This is a genomic window from Gammaproteobacteria bacterium (genome assembly GCA_009838035.1).
Lineage (GTDB): Bacteria > Pseudomonadota > Gammaproteobacteria > Steroidobacterales > Foliamicaceae > Foliamicus.
Map to the genome: position 1 here is coordinate 44,557 of VXSK01000030.1, position 16,034 is coordinate 60,590.

The following is a 16,034-nucleotide window of genomic DNA, read 5'->3' on the forward strand; positions in this document are numbered from 1 at the left end:
AAGAATGATGCGATCTAGTAGCGGTAGCCTACGGTCAGGCCCCACATACGCGGGTTGGCGTAGTCCGTTACCGCAACGTCGCCGCCGAAACGCGTGGCCTTCAGCAGGGTGGCCTCGTCTTCCAGGTTGGCCACCCAGAAGCGCGCGGTCCAGTCCTGGTTGACCGACATCCAGGCAACGCTCAGGTCCGTCTTGGTATAGGCGTCCTGGTTGCCGAAGAACCAATTGGAGTCGTCCACGCGGTAGTCCGAGGAATAATAGAGCGTGATCGACGGGATCAGCGTGCCCGAACCGCCCAGGTCCACCAGGTAGCTGCCGAGCAGCGTAGCCGTGAAATCGGGGGAGTTCTGAACCTGGAGCCCATCCAGCTGGAACTGATTGGCAATTCCACTGATTGTTTCTCCACCCTCCTGGAATACGTTGGGTAGCGCAAAGTCACCGTACTCCGCCTGCTGCATACTGGCTCGGGCGCCCAATTGCAATTGATCGGTAACCGCCCAGTCCAGTTCGACTTCCAGCCCCATCGCGTCGATCTCGCCGGCGTTGTCCGTGAACGCCAGCGTGGTGATCCCGGTATCGACGAAACGCGTTGCGAGCAGATCCTCGAACTGGTTTACATAAAAGGCCGCGTTCAGGCGTACGCTGCCGTCAGCCAGCAAGCTCTTGCTGCCGAGTTCAAAGGCCGTCACGGTCTGCTCGTCATAGGAATTGGTGCCATTGAAAGCTCCCTGCTGGTTACCTGCCAGGAAGCCCGTCGATACTGTGGCATACAGCATGGTGTCTTCGCTCATGTCGAACTCCACGCCGGTCTTCCAGGTAACTTCGCTCCAGTCACCCTCGCCATCTGCCGTATTCAATACCGTGAACGAATATGTCGAACGGTTGTTGGGATCCTGACCGTAAATCTCCCAATCGCGCTGATCATTGGTATAGCGCACTCCGGCAAGCACACGCGTGGTATCCGTGAGAGCGTAGGATGCTTGGCCGTATCCCGCCACAGAGCTGGTGTCGACCCGAATCTGGAGGGTCCAGCCGGCGTGCATATTGATGTCCGGCGGGCTGACCGGCGTGTTGTCCACGGTGGAAGCATGATCTTCCCAAAGGAAGGCATTGGTCAGATCTTCCTGCAGCAGGAACACGCCGACGACCCACTCAAGCGGACCGTCGGAATTGGAAGTGAGCTGGAATTCCTGCATATTGGTCTCCGACGTGATGTCGTTGCCGCAGGAGGCCGTCAGGTAGGCTGACATATCGCAGTCGGCCCAGCGATACTCTTCGTAGTCCATGTACGCAACGGTGGCTTTAAGGTCGGCGAAATCCGTGGACCAATTGAGTTCGCCGGCCAGGGTCAGATCGGACAAGTCCCGCTCGGGGGCGGTATCCTGCTCGATCTTGTAGGGATCGCCGGTGGTCAGCGCTACGGTATCCGGCCCGGGCGTGGCGGCGAAGTCAAATCCGGCGCCATAGCGCCCGCAGGTGCCGGCGCACTCGTCGGAACGTCCGATGCGAGGCCTCATGGTGCCGGAGACACCGTTGGTCAGACCCGTGCCCAGATTGACCGGAATGCCTTCAACGTAGTAGCCGAAGTGGCCGTTGCCGTTGGAATCGTCCTGCCAGCTCTCCACTCGAAGCGTGAGGTCCAGGGTGTCGCTGGGTGCGAACAGCAATTGCCCCCGGAAGTAGGTCATGTCCGCATCCTTCAGGCCGCCGTCATCGCCGAGAGTGATGTTCTCGACGTACGGATCGCGGGTCTCGGTCTTGAGCGCAAACCGGACGGCGGAAGTATCACTCAATGGTGCGTTGAAGAAACCGTCGAAGCCCGCCAGCGCATAGTCGCCGCCCGAAACCGCGAAACCGTAGTCCGTCTCGGAGGGATCGGGCTTGTTGCTGATGACGTGAATCAGGCCGCCGAATGAATTACGACCGAACAGCGTCCCCTGCGGACCGCGAAGCACTTCGACCCGATCCACGTCCACGAAACCGGCAAGGGCCTGGCCGTGGCGCGGCCGATACAGGCCATCGGTGTAGAAGGAGATCGCCACGTCGTTGGCCTCCACCTGCTGGGTCCGCGCGCCGCGCAGGGCGGGCCGCGGATCGGCGCCGGACATCCCGAGCTGCAGGCCGGGCGCCAGGATTTCAAGACGGAAAGCGTCGGTAATCCCCAGTGCCTTGAGTTCGTCGCCGGACACGGCGGTAACGGCCACCGAAACGTCCTGCAGACTCTGGTCGCGCTTCTGCGCGGTAACCACGATTTCTTCCAGCGCGCCCTGCGCCTGTGCCCCGCCTGCCGCTCCCAGAACGGCGAGCGCGACAATCGGAATGGCGGCGCGGGTCAACGTGCCTCTGAGATTCATAAGCTGTCCCCTAGGATTCCCAAGAAAATGCAAGGGCGTACTATACCTAGCCGCTTGCATAAAGCAAAATAAACGCCGGTATTTTGGACAGCTGTTTACGAGAGAGGGGACCAGCATGACGAAGGACGTGGAAAGCGGCTTGCCGCAACTAACCCGGGCGCATATGCCGGCCGACTACTCCATATCGCTGGCGCAATACACGCGGGGCGGCACCGACCGGTTTCTCGCCGAAGGGCGCGACGACATGCCGGCGCAGTCCATGCGCGGTTTCGAGGACCAGTACCGCAACATCATCGACTACATCGTCCGCATCACGCACCGGATCTGGGAAGAGAAGGACATCGGCTACATCTACGACACCTACGCGCACAACAGCCGGGTGTACGACGACTACGGGCTGCAGTACGGGCGCGACAAGATCGTGGCCGACACCACCCACACCATCAACGCCTTCCCGAACATCCGCCTGGTGGCCGACGAGATCATCTGGGCCGGCGACGAGGACGTCGGGTTCTACACTTCGCATCGCACGATCATTCAGGGCGACAACACCGGCTACAGTCGCTACGGCCCGCCCACCGGAAAGCGGGTGTCGCTGTGGTGCATCGCCAACTGCGTGTCGCGCGAAAACGAGATCTTCCTGGAGCACGTGCTCTACAACACCTCGGCGATGCTCCGCCAGATGGGCCTCGATCTCGTCGACGTGGCGCGGCAGATGGCCGAGTCGGGCGGGGCCGCGCTGCCCGACGACTACACCGCCGGCGAACCGGCCCGCCAGCAAGGACAGGCCAAGCCGGCCTATCCCCTGGTTCCCGAAGCCTCGGGAGAGCTGGACGTGGAAGACTACATCCGCAGCCTCTACCAATGCGTCTGGAACCGGCGGATGCTCGGCACCCTGCAGGGCCGTTACGCTGACAACCTGGTATTTAACGGCCCCACCGATCGCGCCTTCAGCGGCCTCGGTCCGTACCAGGCATTTGTACTGTCGCTGCTCGCGCAATTCCCGGACCTGGCGCTGGACGTGGACGAGGTCTACTGGATGGGCAATCCGGACGAGGGCTACCTGGTCTCCACTCGCTGGAACGCCTACGGCGCGCACCGCGGCAACGGCGTGTTCGGGCCGCCCACGGGGCGCGAGGCGCGGATACGTGGCATCACCCAGCATCGCATCGAGGACGGGCGCATCACCGAGGAATGGATGCTGTTCAACGAGCTCGACGTCATGATGCAACTCCTCGGCGCCCCGTACGAGGAATCTCCTGAAAGCGCGGAATAGAGAAAGACAAGATGATTCGATACATGAAGAAGGGCATGGCCGCCGGGCAGCAGGATGAGCGCGATGCGCGCATCCAGTCGGCGGTCGAGGGCATATTGGGCGACATTACGGAGAACGGCGACGAGGCGGTTCGCCGGTATTCGCAGCAGTTCGACCGCTGGTCGCCGGATTCGTTCCGCCTGAGCCGTGAGGAGATCGACGACTGCCAAAACCGCCTGGACCCGCAGGACATCGCCGACATCCGCTTCGCCCAGGAACAGATTCGCAACTTCGCACGGATTCAGCTTGAAGCGCTGAACGACGTGGAAGTCGAAACCCGTCCCGGCGTGGTGCTCGGGCACCGCAACATCCCGGTCAGCAGCGTCGGCTGCTACGTGCCCGGCGGCAAGTATCCGCTGGTGGCCTCCGCGCACATGAGCGTGGTCACGGCCAGGGTGGCCGGAGTGGAGCGCGTGATCGCCGCCTCGCCGCCGTTTGAGGGCGCACCCAATCCGGCGGTCGTGACGGCCCTGGACCTGGCCGGCGCCGACGACATCTACTGCCTGGGCGGGGTCCAGGCGATCGGTGCGATGGCCCTGGGGACCGGCACGATTCCCTCCGTGGACATGATCGTGGGGCCCGGCAACGCCTTTGTGGCCGAGGCCAAGCGGCAGCTTTTCGGGCGGGTGGGCATCGACCTGCTGGCCGGCCCCACGGAAACTCTGGTCATCGCCGACGATTCGGTGGACGGCGAACTATGCGCGGCGGACCTCCTCGGTCAGGCCGAGCACGGCCCCGACTCCCCGGCCATCCTGCTGACAAATTCCGAGGAGCTGGCGCAAGCCACGATGGCCGAGGTGGAGCGCCAGCTTACCGTTCTGCCCACGGCGGCGATTGCGGGGCAGGCGTGGCAGGACTACGGCCAGGTGATCGTTTGCGACGATTACGATGAAATGCTGGAGAAGGCCGACGAGATCGGCTCCGAACACGTCCAGGTCATGACCCGCGACCCGCAATATTTCCTCGACAACATGCGCAACTACGGGGCCCTGTTCCTGGGTCCGGAAACCAACGTGTCGTACGGCGACAAGGTCATCGGCACCAACCACACCCTGCCGACCCGCAAGGCGTCGCGTTATACCGGCGGCCTGTGGGTGGGCAAGTTCATCAAGACCTGCACCTACCAGCGCATCACCGAAGAAGCGTCGGTGGAGATCGGCGAATATTGCTCGCGGCTCTGCGCCCTGGAAGGCTTTGCCGGTCACAAGGAGCAGGCCGACATCCGGCTGCGCCGCTACGCCGGCTGAATCAGGGGGCATCATGCTGCATTCCACCGAGCGGATACTCACTACCCACGTCGGCAGCCTTCCCCGCTCGGAAGCCGTAACGGAAATGGTGTTCGCCGAGGAGAAAGGCGAGCGGATGGAGCCGTCGGCGCGGCATGCCTTGCTGGCCGATGCCGTGGACGCGGTCGTGGCGAAACAGTGCGAGGCCGGCGTGGACGTGGTCAGCGACGGCGAAATGAGCAAGATCAGCTACGCCACCTACATCAAGGACCGCATCACGGGATTCGAGGGCGACAGTCCGCGGCAGCCTCCTTCCGACCTGGAGGAGTATCCGGGATTTCTCCAACGCCTGGCCGCCAGCGGCGGCACGCCCACCTATCGCAGGCCCCAGTGCGTCGGTGAGATCCGGGTGAAGGACACGGCTCCGCTTGAGGAGGACCTGGCGAATTTTCGCGCGGCGGTAGATCGGCACAAACCCACGGAAGGCTTCATGAATGCGGCCTCGCCCGGGGTTATCGCCCTGTTTCAGCCGAACCAGCACTATCCGGACCACGAGTCCTACCTCTACGCGCTGGCGGATGCCATGCGCCCGGAATACGAAGCCATCGTCGCGGCCGGATTCCTGCTGCAACTGGATTCGCCCGACCTGGGACTGGGCAGGCACATGATGTTCAAGGGACAGCCCGACAGCGAGTACCGGCGTCAGGCCGAGCTGCACGTCGAGGCGCTGAACCACGCCTTGCGCAACGTCCCTGCGGACCGGGTGCGCCTGCACGTCTGCTGGGGGAACTACGAGGGCCCCCATATCCACGACGCGCCGATGGAGATGGTCCTGCCCATCGCGCTCAAGGCCAGGCCGCAGGCGCTGCTGTTCGAGTCCTCCAATCCCCGTCACGCACACGAGTGGACCGTCTTTGCCGAAGCGCAACTGCCCGACGACAAGGTCCTGGTGCCCGGGGTCCTCGACTCCACGACCAACTTCGTCGAGCATCCGCGGCTGGTGGCCGAACGCATCTGCCGTTTTGCCGATATCGTCGGACGCGAGCGGGTGATCGCCGGAACGGACTGCGGGTTCTCGACTTTCGCCGGATTCGGGGCCGTCGATCCGGACATCACCTACGCCAAGCTGGCCGCCATGGCCGAAGGCGCGGCGATCGCCAGCAAGCGCCTCTGGTAAACGCCCTTATACGGTAAGGATGATCTTGCCGAAGTGGTTGCGCTCGTCCACGAGCTGATGCGCTCTGACAACCTCCGATAGCGGGAGGACGGTGCCGACGGGAGCCTTGAAGGTGCCGTCAGCGAACAGGGGCAGGGCCACGTCGCGGAAGCGGGACATGGTGTGGGTCATGAAGCGCTCGCTCGTCGAAATGCTCATGCTCATCAGCGACAGGTTGCGAACGCCGATGTTCAGGTTGAAGCACACTTGGCGCCCGCCGGTGCTTCCGTACATCACGATCTTCCCGTCCATGCCCATGCAGGCGATCAGCGATTCGGCGGTTTCCTCGCCTATCGTCATGAGCCCGATGTCGATTCCGCGACCATCCGTGTCGCGTTTCACCAGTGCCGGCACGTCGTCCCGCTTGTAGTTGTAGATGGCGTCGCAGCCCCATTCGCGGGCGATTTCCAGCTTGGGGTCCCGGCTCGCGGTTCCGGCCACCCAGCAACCGCGCCACTTCGCGATCTGCAAAGCCGCGCTTCCAACGCCCGAGGCGATCGCCTCGATCAGAATCCGCTGGCCTTGCCTGTATCCGGCCACCGCATCCAGCGCATGCCAGGCGGTCAGCCAGCTCACCGGGATCGCGGCGCCCTCAACGAACGAAAGCCCGTCGGGAAGCGGCATCAGGTGACCGGCTTCGAACAGGACCGCTTCGGCATGCGAGCCGCGTGCCCGACCGAAAACACGGTCGCCGGGCTTGAACTCGCCGACTTCGTCACCGCATTCGGCCACCACCCCGGCGCCCTCCATGCCCATCACGAAGGGCAGCTCCTGTCCCGAATAGGTCCCCGCACGCATGCGTGTCTCGGCGAAGTTGACTCCGGATGCTCTTACCTCAACGAGCACCTGCCGCGGACCCGGTTCCAGACGCCCCAGTTCGCGCCACTGCATGACTTCCGTGCCGCCGAACTGCTCGACCAGGAAACCGTGCATGGCGGATAGCGAGGATTGCGGGTGCGCGCTGAGGGGGTTGATCAGGGCGCTGGCTTATCCAGCCACAGCCGCATCTCGCGCGCGAACTGCTTCCAGGCAAGGTCCAGAATGTTTACCTGGACTTCGGGAATCTCGACGTAATGCGCCCGTGGCAGCAACTCGGCATGCGCCAGACGGGTTTCGTCGAGCAGAGGTTCATGCGTCTGCAGGATCGCGACCGGGTGAGGGAGCTGCGGCAGACGCTCTTCCAGCGGATAATTCCAGACGGCGTCGTAGGCATACCAGTGCTTGTCCAGTGGACGAATAGCCTCCGCGAAGACCCGCGCCGCACGCTCCAGCGGCACGTCCTTCGACCGGTCGGCCACGAGCACCTTCCAGCGGTCCTTGATCCAGGCTCCGTCCTCGGTCAGCTTCCGGTCGCGGGGCAGCGACTCGAGAATTTCCCTGCGCCTTTCCGGCGAACGGTAGGGAACGCCGCTCATTACGATACGGCGCACCAGGTCCGGCCGCGTCAGCGCCAGTTCGGTGGCGATCAGCACCCCCGTGTGCAGGCCGAACACGTCGACCGCGCCCTTGCCGCCGGCGCCAAAGCCGAGGCCGTCCAGCGCATCGGCCATCGAGCCGGCAAAGTCTGCCATCGTCGGCACGTCGGGAGGGCCGTCCGAGCTGCCGTAGCCGGGCGTATCGAAGGCCAGCGCCTCCCTGTCGCGGCCCATTTCCCTGAGCAGCATGTCGTATTCGAATGCCGACTTGTGGTTCTGGTGAAAGAACGCCAGCGGCGTCTTGCCGCTGCCTTCGGCATCCGGCCAGGCCCGGTGGTAGTGAATCTGTCCGAAGCGGCCATTCACGTAGCCGCGCTGATAGTTCGACATCGCTGACTATTTCACCCCGGGAAATGCCGGCCCGGCGAGCACCGGGCGGCTGTTCCTGATCTTCATGAAAGAAAAGCTCCGGCCGATCTGTCGGCCGGAGCTTTTTCGAATGATGCTAGAAGTCGTAAACGACCCTGAGGCCGATGGTGCGCTTCTCGGCGGGGGTGACCGCCACGCCCTGGCTGTACAGGAACGCGAACAGGAAGGTGCCGGAGAAATCGGACCAGCGGGCGCCCGCCAGGTAGTTGTCGTCGTCGAGCAGGTTCTTGACGTATCCCTCGATGCGAAGGTCGTCCCGTTCGAAACCGCCACGCAGGTTGAAACGCCAGAAGTCGCCCATCGTGGAGAAGTTGGCTTCCTCGTTGTACGCCTCGCCGAAGTACTCGCCGTCCACGCGCACGTAGTAGTCCCAGTTGCCGCTCGCGAAGCTGTCGGTCCAGGTGCCGGAGATGGCGCCCTGCCATTCCGGATAACGCGCGGGCCGGCTGCCGGAGCAGTCGCGGGGGCCGAACGTGGCGCCGGGCGTGATGGGCGGCTTGAATGGCGAGAAGCCGCAGGTTAGCGTGCCGTACTCGCCGTCGGCGTAATTCAGCATGAACGTGCCGGAGAAGTTCTCTCCCAGCGAGAAGCCGCCTTCCAGCTCCAGACCCTCCAGTTCCGCGTCGCCGGCATTGAGCTGGAGATTGAGCGTGCGCTGGACACCCAGCTCGTTCGTCAAGGTAACACCCTGGCGAGTCTTGAGATTGGTCCAGTCCAGCATGTAGAAGACCGCCGAGAAGTAGAAGTTCTCGAACTCCTGCTTGAAGCCGACTTCCATGTTCTCAAGCTCCTCTTCCTCGTTGAACAGCGAAAGCCCGGGGATCACCGACCTTACCTGCTCCCTGTCCGCTTGGCTCAGGGAGCCGAAGTCCGTATTGAAGAAGCCGGGCAGCGTGCCTTCGGAATACGTGACCCAACTGGTTCCCCGGTCGCCGACATCGTAGGACAGCGTGACCCGCGGCAGGAAACTGTTGAATGACTCCTCGTTGTAGGTCGCGTTCACGACACCGCCGCCCGGATTCGGCACGCCCGCGTTACTCGGACTTGACAGTGAAATATCGTCCGACTGGTAGCGCCACTCCACGTCCAGGGTCAGGTCATCATTGAAGTCGTAGGCAAAGGACCCGAATATTCCGGTGGTGTCGTTGCCCTCGGTGGGCGGAATGGCGTTCATGAAGAAGTGCGGACCCGGGAGCGTTACCGGCTCGGGCAGGGGCGTTCCGTCGGGCGCAGCCACCACTCGCTGGCTCACGCCCCCGTCGGAACCCCAGATCGTCTGACCTCCGTTGCCCACGGTGACGTTATCCGCGGTGAAGTAATTCGCCCCGATCGAATAGCGCAGCCTGCGGTCCTGCGGCGAACTCAGGTTCAGTTCCACCGTCAGATCATCGGCAACGACCGGATCCTGCGACAGGAAATTCTGCGCGGCGGTAAGGTCGAAATCACGAACCCAGCCGGCCCGCATCGCGCTCCATCCGACCACGGAATCCAGGCTGTGCCCGTCCAGCATGCCGCTGTCGAAGTCATAGTTGAGCAACAGCGCGGCCCTTTGCTGGTAGCGGGTCAGACCGGACGTGGACCTGAGCGGCGCGCCGGGCAGCTTGGGCCGGCAGATGCCGTCGCGCGGGTCGCAGATCACGTTGCTGCGAAAGGCGGCCTGATCGACGGCGCTGATCGCCGTGTTCGGAGCGATGAAGGAATCCACGTCAACCTTCGGCAGCGAACCGCAGAAGTAATCGGACGGCGTGTCGGAGCCCGCGCCCCCTGAAGTAATGCCGTCGCTGTAGCAGTTGGGCCCGGCGTTGGCCGGGACGCCGGCCCCGCCGAAGCGGGCCGAGAAGGCCGTACCCAGCAACATGCCGGCGGCCGGTCCGTCGTCGTCGTGGGACCACAGGTAGCGGAACTTGGCCGAGAAGTTCTCGGTGGGCGTCCAGCTGATCACGGCCTGTATGGTTTGTGTGCTCTCCTCGCCCAGGGCGCCGCCATCGGCATTGGACTTGTACTGACCGTCGGTTCCGTACAGTCGCGCCGAAACGCGGTAGGTCAGCTGGTCGTCCACCAGCGGTCCTTCGTGCGAAAGTGTCACGTCGCGCCCGCCCCACTCCGAAACGTCGGCGATGACGCGGCCTGCGTATTCATTGCCCGGTGTCCTGGTCACGTAGTTGACCGCTCCGGCGAAGGTGGACCGGCCAAATGTGGCCGACTGGGGCCCCTTGATGACTTCGACGCGCTCGATATTGGAAAAGTCGATGCTCGTAACTCCATCGGAAATGTAAACGCCGTCCAGGAACACCGTACCCACCTGCTGTGAAGGGGGGTTGGCGTTACTGTTCATCCCGCGAAAGCGCACCCTGCTGCTGAAGCGGCCCGGAATCTGGCCGCCCTGCTTGTGGAAGTGCATGCCGGCGGTCGCGAACGAAAGGTCCTGCAGGGTGGTGTACCCGCCGCGGATCAATTGCTCCGCCGAGAAGGCGGTTATCGCTATCGGAATGTCCGCCAGCGCTTCTTCGCGTTTCCGCGCCGTGACGACGATCTCTTCAAGTGCCGATGCCTCTTGCGCGCCGGCCTGCGGAGCCGTGCCCCAGGCAACGGCGCCCACGGCCACGGCCAGGGCAATCGAAAATGTCCAATGAAGTCGGTGCATGTTTGTCCTCCCAATAGGATTTAGCAGCTGCCGAATACCTGCCTGTCCGTCCACTTGGCGTCCGCCCCCGAACGTTTGCAGGATTCGTGGTACCGGAGAATAGTTGCAAACGCAGGCTCGTGCAACTGCTTGTTTGCGCCGCCCTCGCCCCCCGGGGCGGACTCGGCGCAATACGGCGCTAGGGGGCTTTCCGCTGGCGCAGGATCTGCTCCATTAGCGCGAGGCGGTCGAATACCGTCCATTCGCGAGCCACGCGTCCGCCGGTCAGCCACCAGTGGCTGATGCCCATGAGGAACAACGGGCCTTGCGCCGCCGGCAGCCCCTCGAAATCCTGCGAGTGTTCCGCTGCCGCCGTCCAGCGCGCCGCGAGCGTCCATCCGTCGCCACGGGCCTGCAGTCCGGCATGATCTACGCTGAGCCGGAGCACCTTCAGGCTCTCCCGCAAGGCAGCGTAGTGGCCGAGGATATCGCTCGCTCCGGCCACTTCCCGGTCTGAATCGCTCAAGACAGCGTAGGGTGCGTAGGCGGCTTCGCAAGACTCCGACGGGTTCTGCCACTGGCCGAGCAGGATCTCGCGGGCAAAGCTGAGCGGGTCCCGCTGGGGGTCCGGCGGTGAAGCCGGGCCCGAAGGGGGCGGGGGAGCGTCCAGAACGCGCCTGCGTTCGCCGGCAAGCCACCGCGAGTGTTCCTCCGGATGCATTCGGGCAGCCTCTCGCCGCGCCACCTCGTGCGGATCCAGGCCCAGTTGCCGCACCAGGCTCAGGTTGTCGCGCACCAGCCATTCCTTCTCGATCAGTCCGTTCCGGACCACGCAGTCGGCCATTACGTGGGTCGTTACTTTTTTGCCGGTGGTCGGGCCGTAGGCGTTGTCTCCTTTGCTGGTCATCGGACTGCGGATGCGGTGCGAGGACAGCCACGCGCCGCCGTCCAGCGGACTGCACACCACGCCCTCCCCGATCACAAGCCGGTCGGGGAAAGCGGCCTGCATGGCGCGCGTATTCTCGGTGACCGCCGCCGCACCCTGCATGATCCCGCCCAGGGCGTGGATGCGCGCTTCCGGCCCGTAGTAGCGCATCACCAGATCCGGGTTGCGGTCTTCCCAGATTTCGCGCGTTATGCGCAGGATGTAATCGACGATTTCTTCGGAGTTCGAATAGTCGGTCATAGGATTCATATGCCGGTCAGGGCGCCCCGCCGGTTATGTGCAGGTATATTCGGCTGCGGCTAGTATATGGGCCGCACCGAATCCGGGGAGGCGGCATGCTGGCAGCCAGTCAGGTCACACGGGAACAGATGCGGGCGCGGCTGGTCCGTTACGGCGAGCTGGTGCCCTGCCGCACCGCGTTTATCGACACGCGCACGCCGGGCAGCGAGTCGAAGGAGAACTTCACGATCATCGGCCCGGGCGTCGCCGAGAACCCGGACCAGCACGTGCACATTCGCGAGCCGCACGGCTTCAATATCGGGGCCGCGCGCCAGCCGCCCGGATGCGTCAACTCCCAGCACAGCCACGAGACCGCCGAGGTCTTCTGGATCCACTCGGGCCGCTGGCGCTTCATGACCGGCGAACACGGCGAAGACGGCGAGGTCGTGCTTGAGCGCGGCGACACCATCTCCATTCCGATTCACGTGTTCCGCGGATTCGAGAACGTAGGCGGCAGCGAAGGATTCATGTTCGCCGCGCTGGGCGGCGACGATCCGGGTCGCGTGACCTGGGCCCCGTACGTGTTCGATGACGCGCGCAGGTACGGCCTGGTGCTGCTGGAGAGCGGCCGGTTGATCGACACCGCGGCCGGCGAGGCCGTCCCCGACGACGAACCCGTCATGCCCGCGACGACCGCCGGCCAGGTTGCCGAACTGACGCGCCTGGACAGCGCCGCCCTGCAATCATGCGTGGCGCGCTATCGCGCTACCAACGGCGCCGCCGATTCAATCCTGGCCCAGAACGCTTCGGACGGCCGGGTCATCGAGCAACCCATCATCGGCCAATCCAATCTACAAGAGGGCGTCCAGCAAGCCCCTCTCTCCTGGCAGCACGGCTTCCACCTGCGCCGCCTCACATTCGGTCCCGGCGCCCGTTTGCCGGCGCATTCCCGCGCGGAAGAGGAAGTGTGGACGGTCCACGAAGGCCGCCTTCGCATCGCCTGGGGACACGAGTCCCTGGACCTCGCCCCCGGCGACGTACTCACCGTCCCCATCGAACTCGAACGCACAATCCAAAACCCCGGCGCTGACCCCGCAGAGGCCTTCGTCGTCCGCGGCAGCGATTCCCCCGCCGCCCCCAAGTGGGTCTGACCTGCGCCAGACCTTGAGCCTGTTGTTCACCCACCCCTGTGGAGAGCGTTGGAGCCAGGATGGCGGAACCGAGCCAGTGGGCGCCGATGACCCGGCGCCCACAGCGCCTCTCAACAGGGGTGGGTGAATAACGGGCGAGGGCCGGCACCAAGCGAGTCAGGCAGCGTCCCGTTTACGCACGGCCGGTGGGTGGCGGCGCAGCATTCCGGCTAGGTAGCGGCCGGTGTGAGAGCGCTTGACGCGCGCCACTTCTTCCGGCGGCCCCGCCGCCAGTAAATCGCCGCCCGCTTCTCCGCCTTCCGGCCCCAGGTCGATGATCCAGTCCGCAGTCTTGATGACGTCCAGGTTGTGCTCGATTACCACGACCGTATTGCCGCCGTCGCGCAGCCGGTGCAGCACGGTCAGGAGCTGCGCGACATCGTGGAAGTGCAGTCCGGTCGTCGGCTCGTCGAGCACGTAGAGGGTGCGCCCGGTCGAGCGCTTGGCCAGTTCCCGGGACAGTTTCACGCGCTGCGCTTCGCCGCCGGACAGGGTCGTGGCGCTCTGGCCCAGCCGGATGTAGCCCAGCCCCACGTCCAGCAGCGTCGCCAGCTTCTGCGCCACCTTGGGCACGTTGGCGAACACGTCGGCCGCCTGTTCCACGCTCAACTCCAGCACTTCGTGGATGTTCAGTCCGCGGTAGCGGATCTCCAGCGCCTCGCGTCCGTAGCGCCGCCCCTCGCACACGTCGCAGGGCACGTAGACGTCCGGCAGGAAGTGCATTTCCACCTTGATCAGCCCGCCGCCCTGGCAGGCTTCGCAGCGTCCGCCCTTGACGTTGAAGCTGAAACGGCCGGGCTTGTAGCCGCGCGCCCGTGCCTCGGGCGTCAGCGCGAACATTTCGCGGATCGGCGTGAACACGCCGGTGTAGGTCGCGGGGTTGGAGCGCGGCGTGCGCCCGATCGGAGCCTGGCTGATCTCTATCACACGGTCCAGTCGTTCGGTTCCGCGCAGCGCCCTGAACTTCGCACCGGGACAGGGTTTTCGTTCGATCGACGCGGTGACGCCGGGCAGCAGCGTTTCGTTCACCAGCGAGGACTTCCCGGAACCGGAGACGCCGGTAATGCAGGTCATCAGGCCCAGCGGCAGCGTTATGTCCAACTCCCTCAGGTTGTTCGCGCAGGCGCCCTCGATATGCAGTTCGCGGCCGGATTGGGGCGGCTGGCGCAAGGCGGGTACGGGAATGCTGCGCACGCCGCTCAAGTACTGACCGGTCAAGGACGCCGTTTCCCGCTTGATCGCGTCGGGGGGGCCTTCCGCCACCACCTGGCCGCCGTGATCGCCGGCCCCCGGCCCCAGGTCCACGACGTGATCGGCGCTGCAGATCGCCTCCTCGTCGTGTTCGACCATCAGGACCGTATTGCCGAGATCGCGCAGCCTCGCCAGCGTGGCCAGCAGGCGCTTGTTGTCGCGCTGGTGCAGGCCGATGCTCGGTTCGTCCAGCACGTACATCACGCCCACCAGCCCCGAGCCGATCTGGCTCGCCAGCCGTATGCGTTGCGCTTCGCCGCCGGAAAGGGTCTCGGCGCTACGGTCCAGGTTCAGGTAGCCGAGGCCCACGTCGGCCATGAAACGCAATCTCTCCGCCAGTTCGCGCACGATGCGCTCGGCGATTTCCTGGCGCCAGCCCTTCAGGCGCAGAGTGGTGAAGAATTTGAGCGCCGTTTCGACGCTCATTGCGCTCAACTCGGCGATCGAGCGCTTCGATACCAGCACGTTTCGGGCCGCCTCGTTCAACCGCGCCCCGCCGCAGTCGGGGCAGGGCGTGGAGCCGAGGTAGCGGGACAGTTCCTCGCGCACCCGCGCCGATTCCGTTTCGCGGTAGCGCCGTTCCATGTTGGGAAGAACGCCCTCGAACGGCCGCGTGCGGGAGAACCGGCGGCCGGTCTGGAAGCGGAAGGTGAACCTGATCCGGGTCCGTCCGCTGCCGTACAGCACGGCCTGACGGATCTTCGCGGGAAGCGATTCGAAGGGCGCCTCCGGGTCGAACCCGTAGTGCCGCGCCAGGCTTTCCAGGATGGAGTAGTACCAGACGTTGCGGCGGTCCCAGCCGCGTACGGCGCCACCGGCAAGGCTGAGGTGGGGACGGACGACCCTTTCCGGATCGAAGAACCGCTTGGAGCCCAGGCCCGCGCAAGACTCGCAAGCGCCGGCGGGGTTATTGAACGAAAAGAGCCTGGGCTCCATTTCCGGAATCGCGAAGTCGCACATCGGGCAGGCGAAGCGGCTCGAGAACAGGACGTCCGGCCGCGCCTTGTCATCGATGAAGCCGACCAGGGCGACTCCGCCGGTCAGGGTCAGCGCGGTCTCGAAGGACTCGGCCAGCCGCTGGCGCAATTCCTCGCGCACCCGCAGCCGGTCCACGACCACTTCGATCGTGTGGTTGCGCCGGAGATCGAGTTCCGGCGGATCGTCCATTTCGCACACGTCGCCGTCCACGCGGGCGCGAACGAAGCCGCGCGCCACGAGGTCGGCAAACAGCTTGCGGTGTTCTCCCTTGCGGTTGCGCACCACGGGCGCCATCAGGTTGATGGCCGTGCCCTCGGGGAGCCGGAGCACTTCATCGACCATTTCGCTGATCGTCTGCGCAGCCAGCTCGCGCTTGTGGACCGGACAGCGCGGCACGCCGGCGCGCGCGAACAAAAGGCGCATGTAGTCGTAGATTTCGGTGACCGTCGCCACGGTCGAGCGCGGGTTGTGGGAAGCCGAGCGCTGCTCGATGGCGATGGCCGGCGATAGCCCTTCGATGTGATCGACGTCGGGCTTGCTCATGACGCTCAGGAACTGCCGGGCGTAGGCCGACAGGGATTCCACGTAGCGCCGCTGGCCCTCGGCGTAGATCGTGTCGAATGCCAGCGAGGACTTGCCGGAGCCGGACAGTCCGGTAATCACGATCAATCGATCGCGCGGCAGCGACAGGTCGATCCCCTTGAGGTTGTGCGTGCGCGCCGAACGGATGCGGATGTCACTCATGGCAGCCCACCAATATAACCCTGTCCGGCCGACCGGCGAAACCCGCGGTTTGGAAGGCAAACTTCAGGCAAAGTCCGCGCGTTTGCTCCATTCGCGCGCGCTAGGGCATTTTTCTTCGAATGCGCGGC

The 16,034-nt window shown here is 64.7% G+C and carries 10 protein-coding genes; 4 read left to right on the forward strand and 6 right to left on the reverse strand.

Features of this window, described 5'->3' with window-relative positions; genetic code table 11:
- Nucleotides 1-14 precede the first annotated feature (14 nt).
- The gene (locus F4Y72_12760; GenBank protein ID MXZ29153.1) at nucleotides 15-2,471 is read right to left on the reverse strand and encodes a TonB-dependent receptor; all 2,457 of its coding nucleotides are present in this window, start codon (nucleotides 2,469-2,471) and stop codon (nucleotides 15-17) included.
- Between F4Y72_12760 and F4Y72_12765 the strand changes: the two genes are divergently transcribed.
- From F4Y72_12765 to F4Y72_12775, 3 genes are read left to right on the forward strand one after another with little or no spacing between them, the layout of a single operon-like run.
- Complete coding sequence (locus F4Y72_12765) at nucleotides 2,470-3,630, forward strand: ester cyclase (protein ID MXZ29154.1); 1,161 nt, start codon at nucleotides 2,470-2,472, stop codon at nucleotides 3,628-3,630. The genes F4Y72_12760 and F4Y72_12765 overlap by 2 nt on opposite strands.
- 11 nt (nucleotides 3,631-3,641) lie before the next feature.
- Nucleotides 3,642-4,916: a histidinol dehydrogenase gene (gene hisD / locus F4Y72_12770; protein ID MXZ29155.1), complete on the forward strand. Its 1,275-nt coding sequence runs from the start codon at nucleotides 3,642-3,644 to the stop codon at nucleotides 4,914-4,916.
- Nucleotides 4,917-4,929: 13 nt separating this feature from the next.
- The gene (locus F4Y72_12775) at nucleotides 4,930-6,072 is read left to right on the forward strand and encodes a cobalamin-independent methionine synthase II family protein (GenBank protein MXZ29156.1); all 1,143 of its coding nucleotides are present in this window, start codon (nucleotides 4,930-4,932) and stop codon (nucleotides 6,070-6,072) included.
- Nucleotides 6,073-6,078: 6 nt separating this feature from the next.
- Here the strand turns inward: F4Y72_12775 and F4Y72_12780 are convergent, their stop codons facing one another.
- The 4 genes from F4Y72_12780 to F4Y72_12795 form a co-directional block, all read right to left on the reverse strand.
- A complete protein-coding gene (locus F4Y72_12780; GenBank protein ID MXZ29157.1) occupies nucleotides 6,079-7,044 on the reverse strand; it encodes a zinc-binding dehydrogenase in 966 nt (321 codons plus the stop codon).
- 41 nt (nucleotides 7,045-7,085) lie between these two features.
- Nucleotides 7,086-7,916, reverse strand: coding sequence for an alpha/beta fold hydrolase (locus F4Y72_12785; GenBank protein ID MXZ29158.1), 831 nt, complete (start codon nucleotides 7,914-7,916; stop codon nucleotides 7,086-7,088).
- A gap of 115 nt (nucleotides 7,917-8,031) precedes the next feature.
- Nucleotides 8,032-10,599, reverse strand: coding sequence for a TonB-dependent receptor (locus tag F4Y72_12790; protein ID MXZ29159.1), 2,568 nt, complete (start codon nucleotides 10,597-10,599; stop codon nucleotides 8,032-8,034).
- A gap of 178 nt (nucleotides 10,600-10,777) precedes the next feature.
- On the reverse strand, nucleotides 10,778-11,773 hold the full coding sequence (locus F4Y72_12795) for an ester cyclase (protein ID MXZ29160.1): 996 nt from the start codon (nucleotides 11,771-11,773) through the stop codon (nucleotides 10,778-10,780).
- A 119-nt stretch (nucleotides 11,774-11,892) separates the two neighbouring features.
- Here F4Y72_12795 and F4Y72_12800 point away from each other — a divergent pair, with 119 nt between their 5' ends.
- Nucleotides 11,893-12,894: a cupin domain-containing protein gene (locus F4Y72_12800; GenBank protein MXZ29161.1), complete on the forward strand. Its 1,002-nt coding sequence runs from the start codon at nucleotides 11,893-11,895 to the stop codon at nucleotides 12,892-12,894.
- Between the two features lie 156 nt (nucleotides 12,895-13,050).
- On the opposite strand, the gene uvrA is transcribed toward F4Y72_12800, so the two are convergent.
- Entirely contained in the window at nucleotides 13,051-15,906 is a 2,856-nt protein-coding gene (uvrA, locus tag F4Y72_12805; protein MXZ29162.1) for an excinuclease ABC subunit UvrA, read from the reverse strand.
- Nucleotides 15,907-16,034 lie beyond the last annotated feature (128 nt).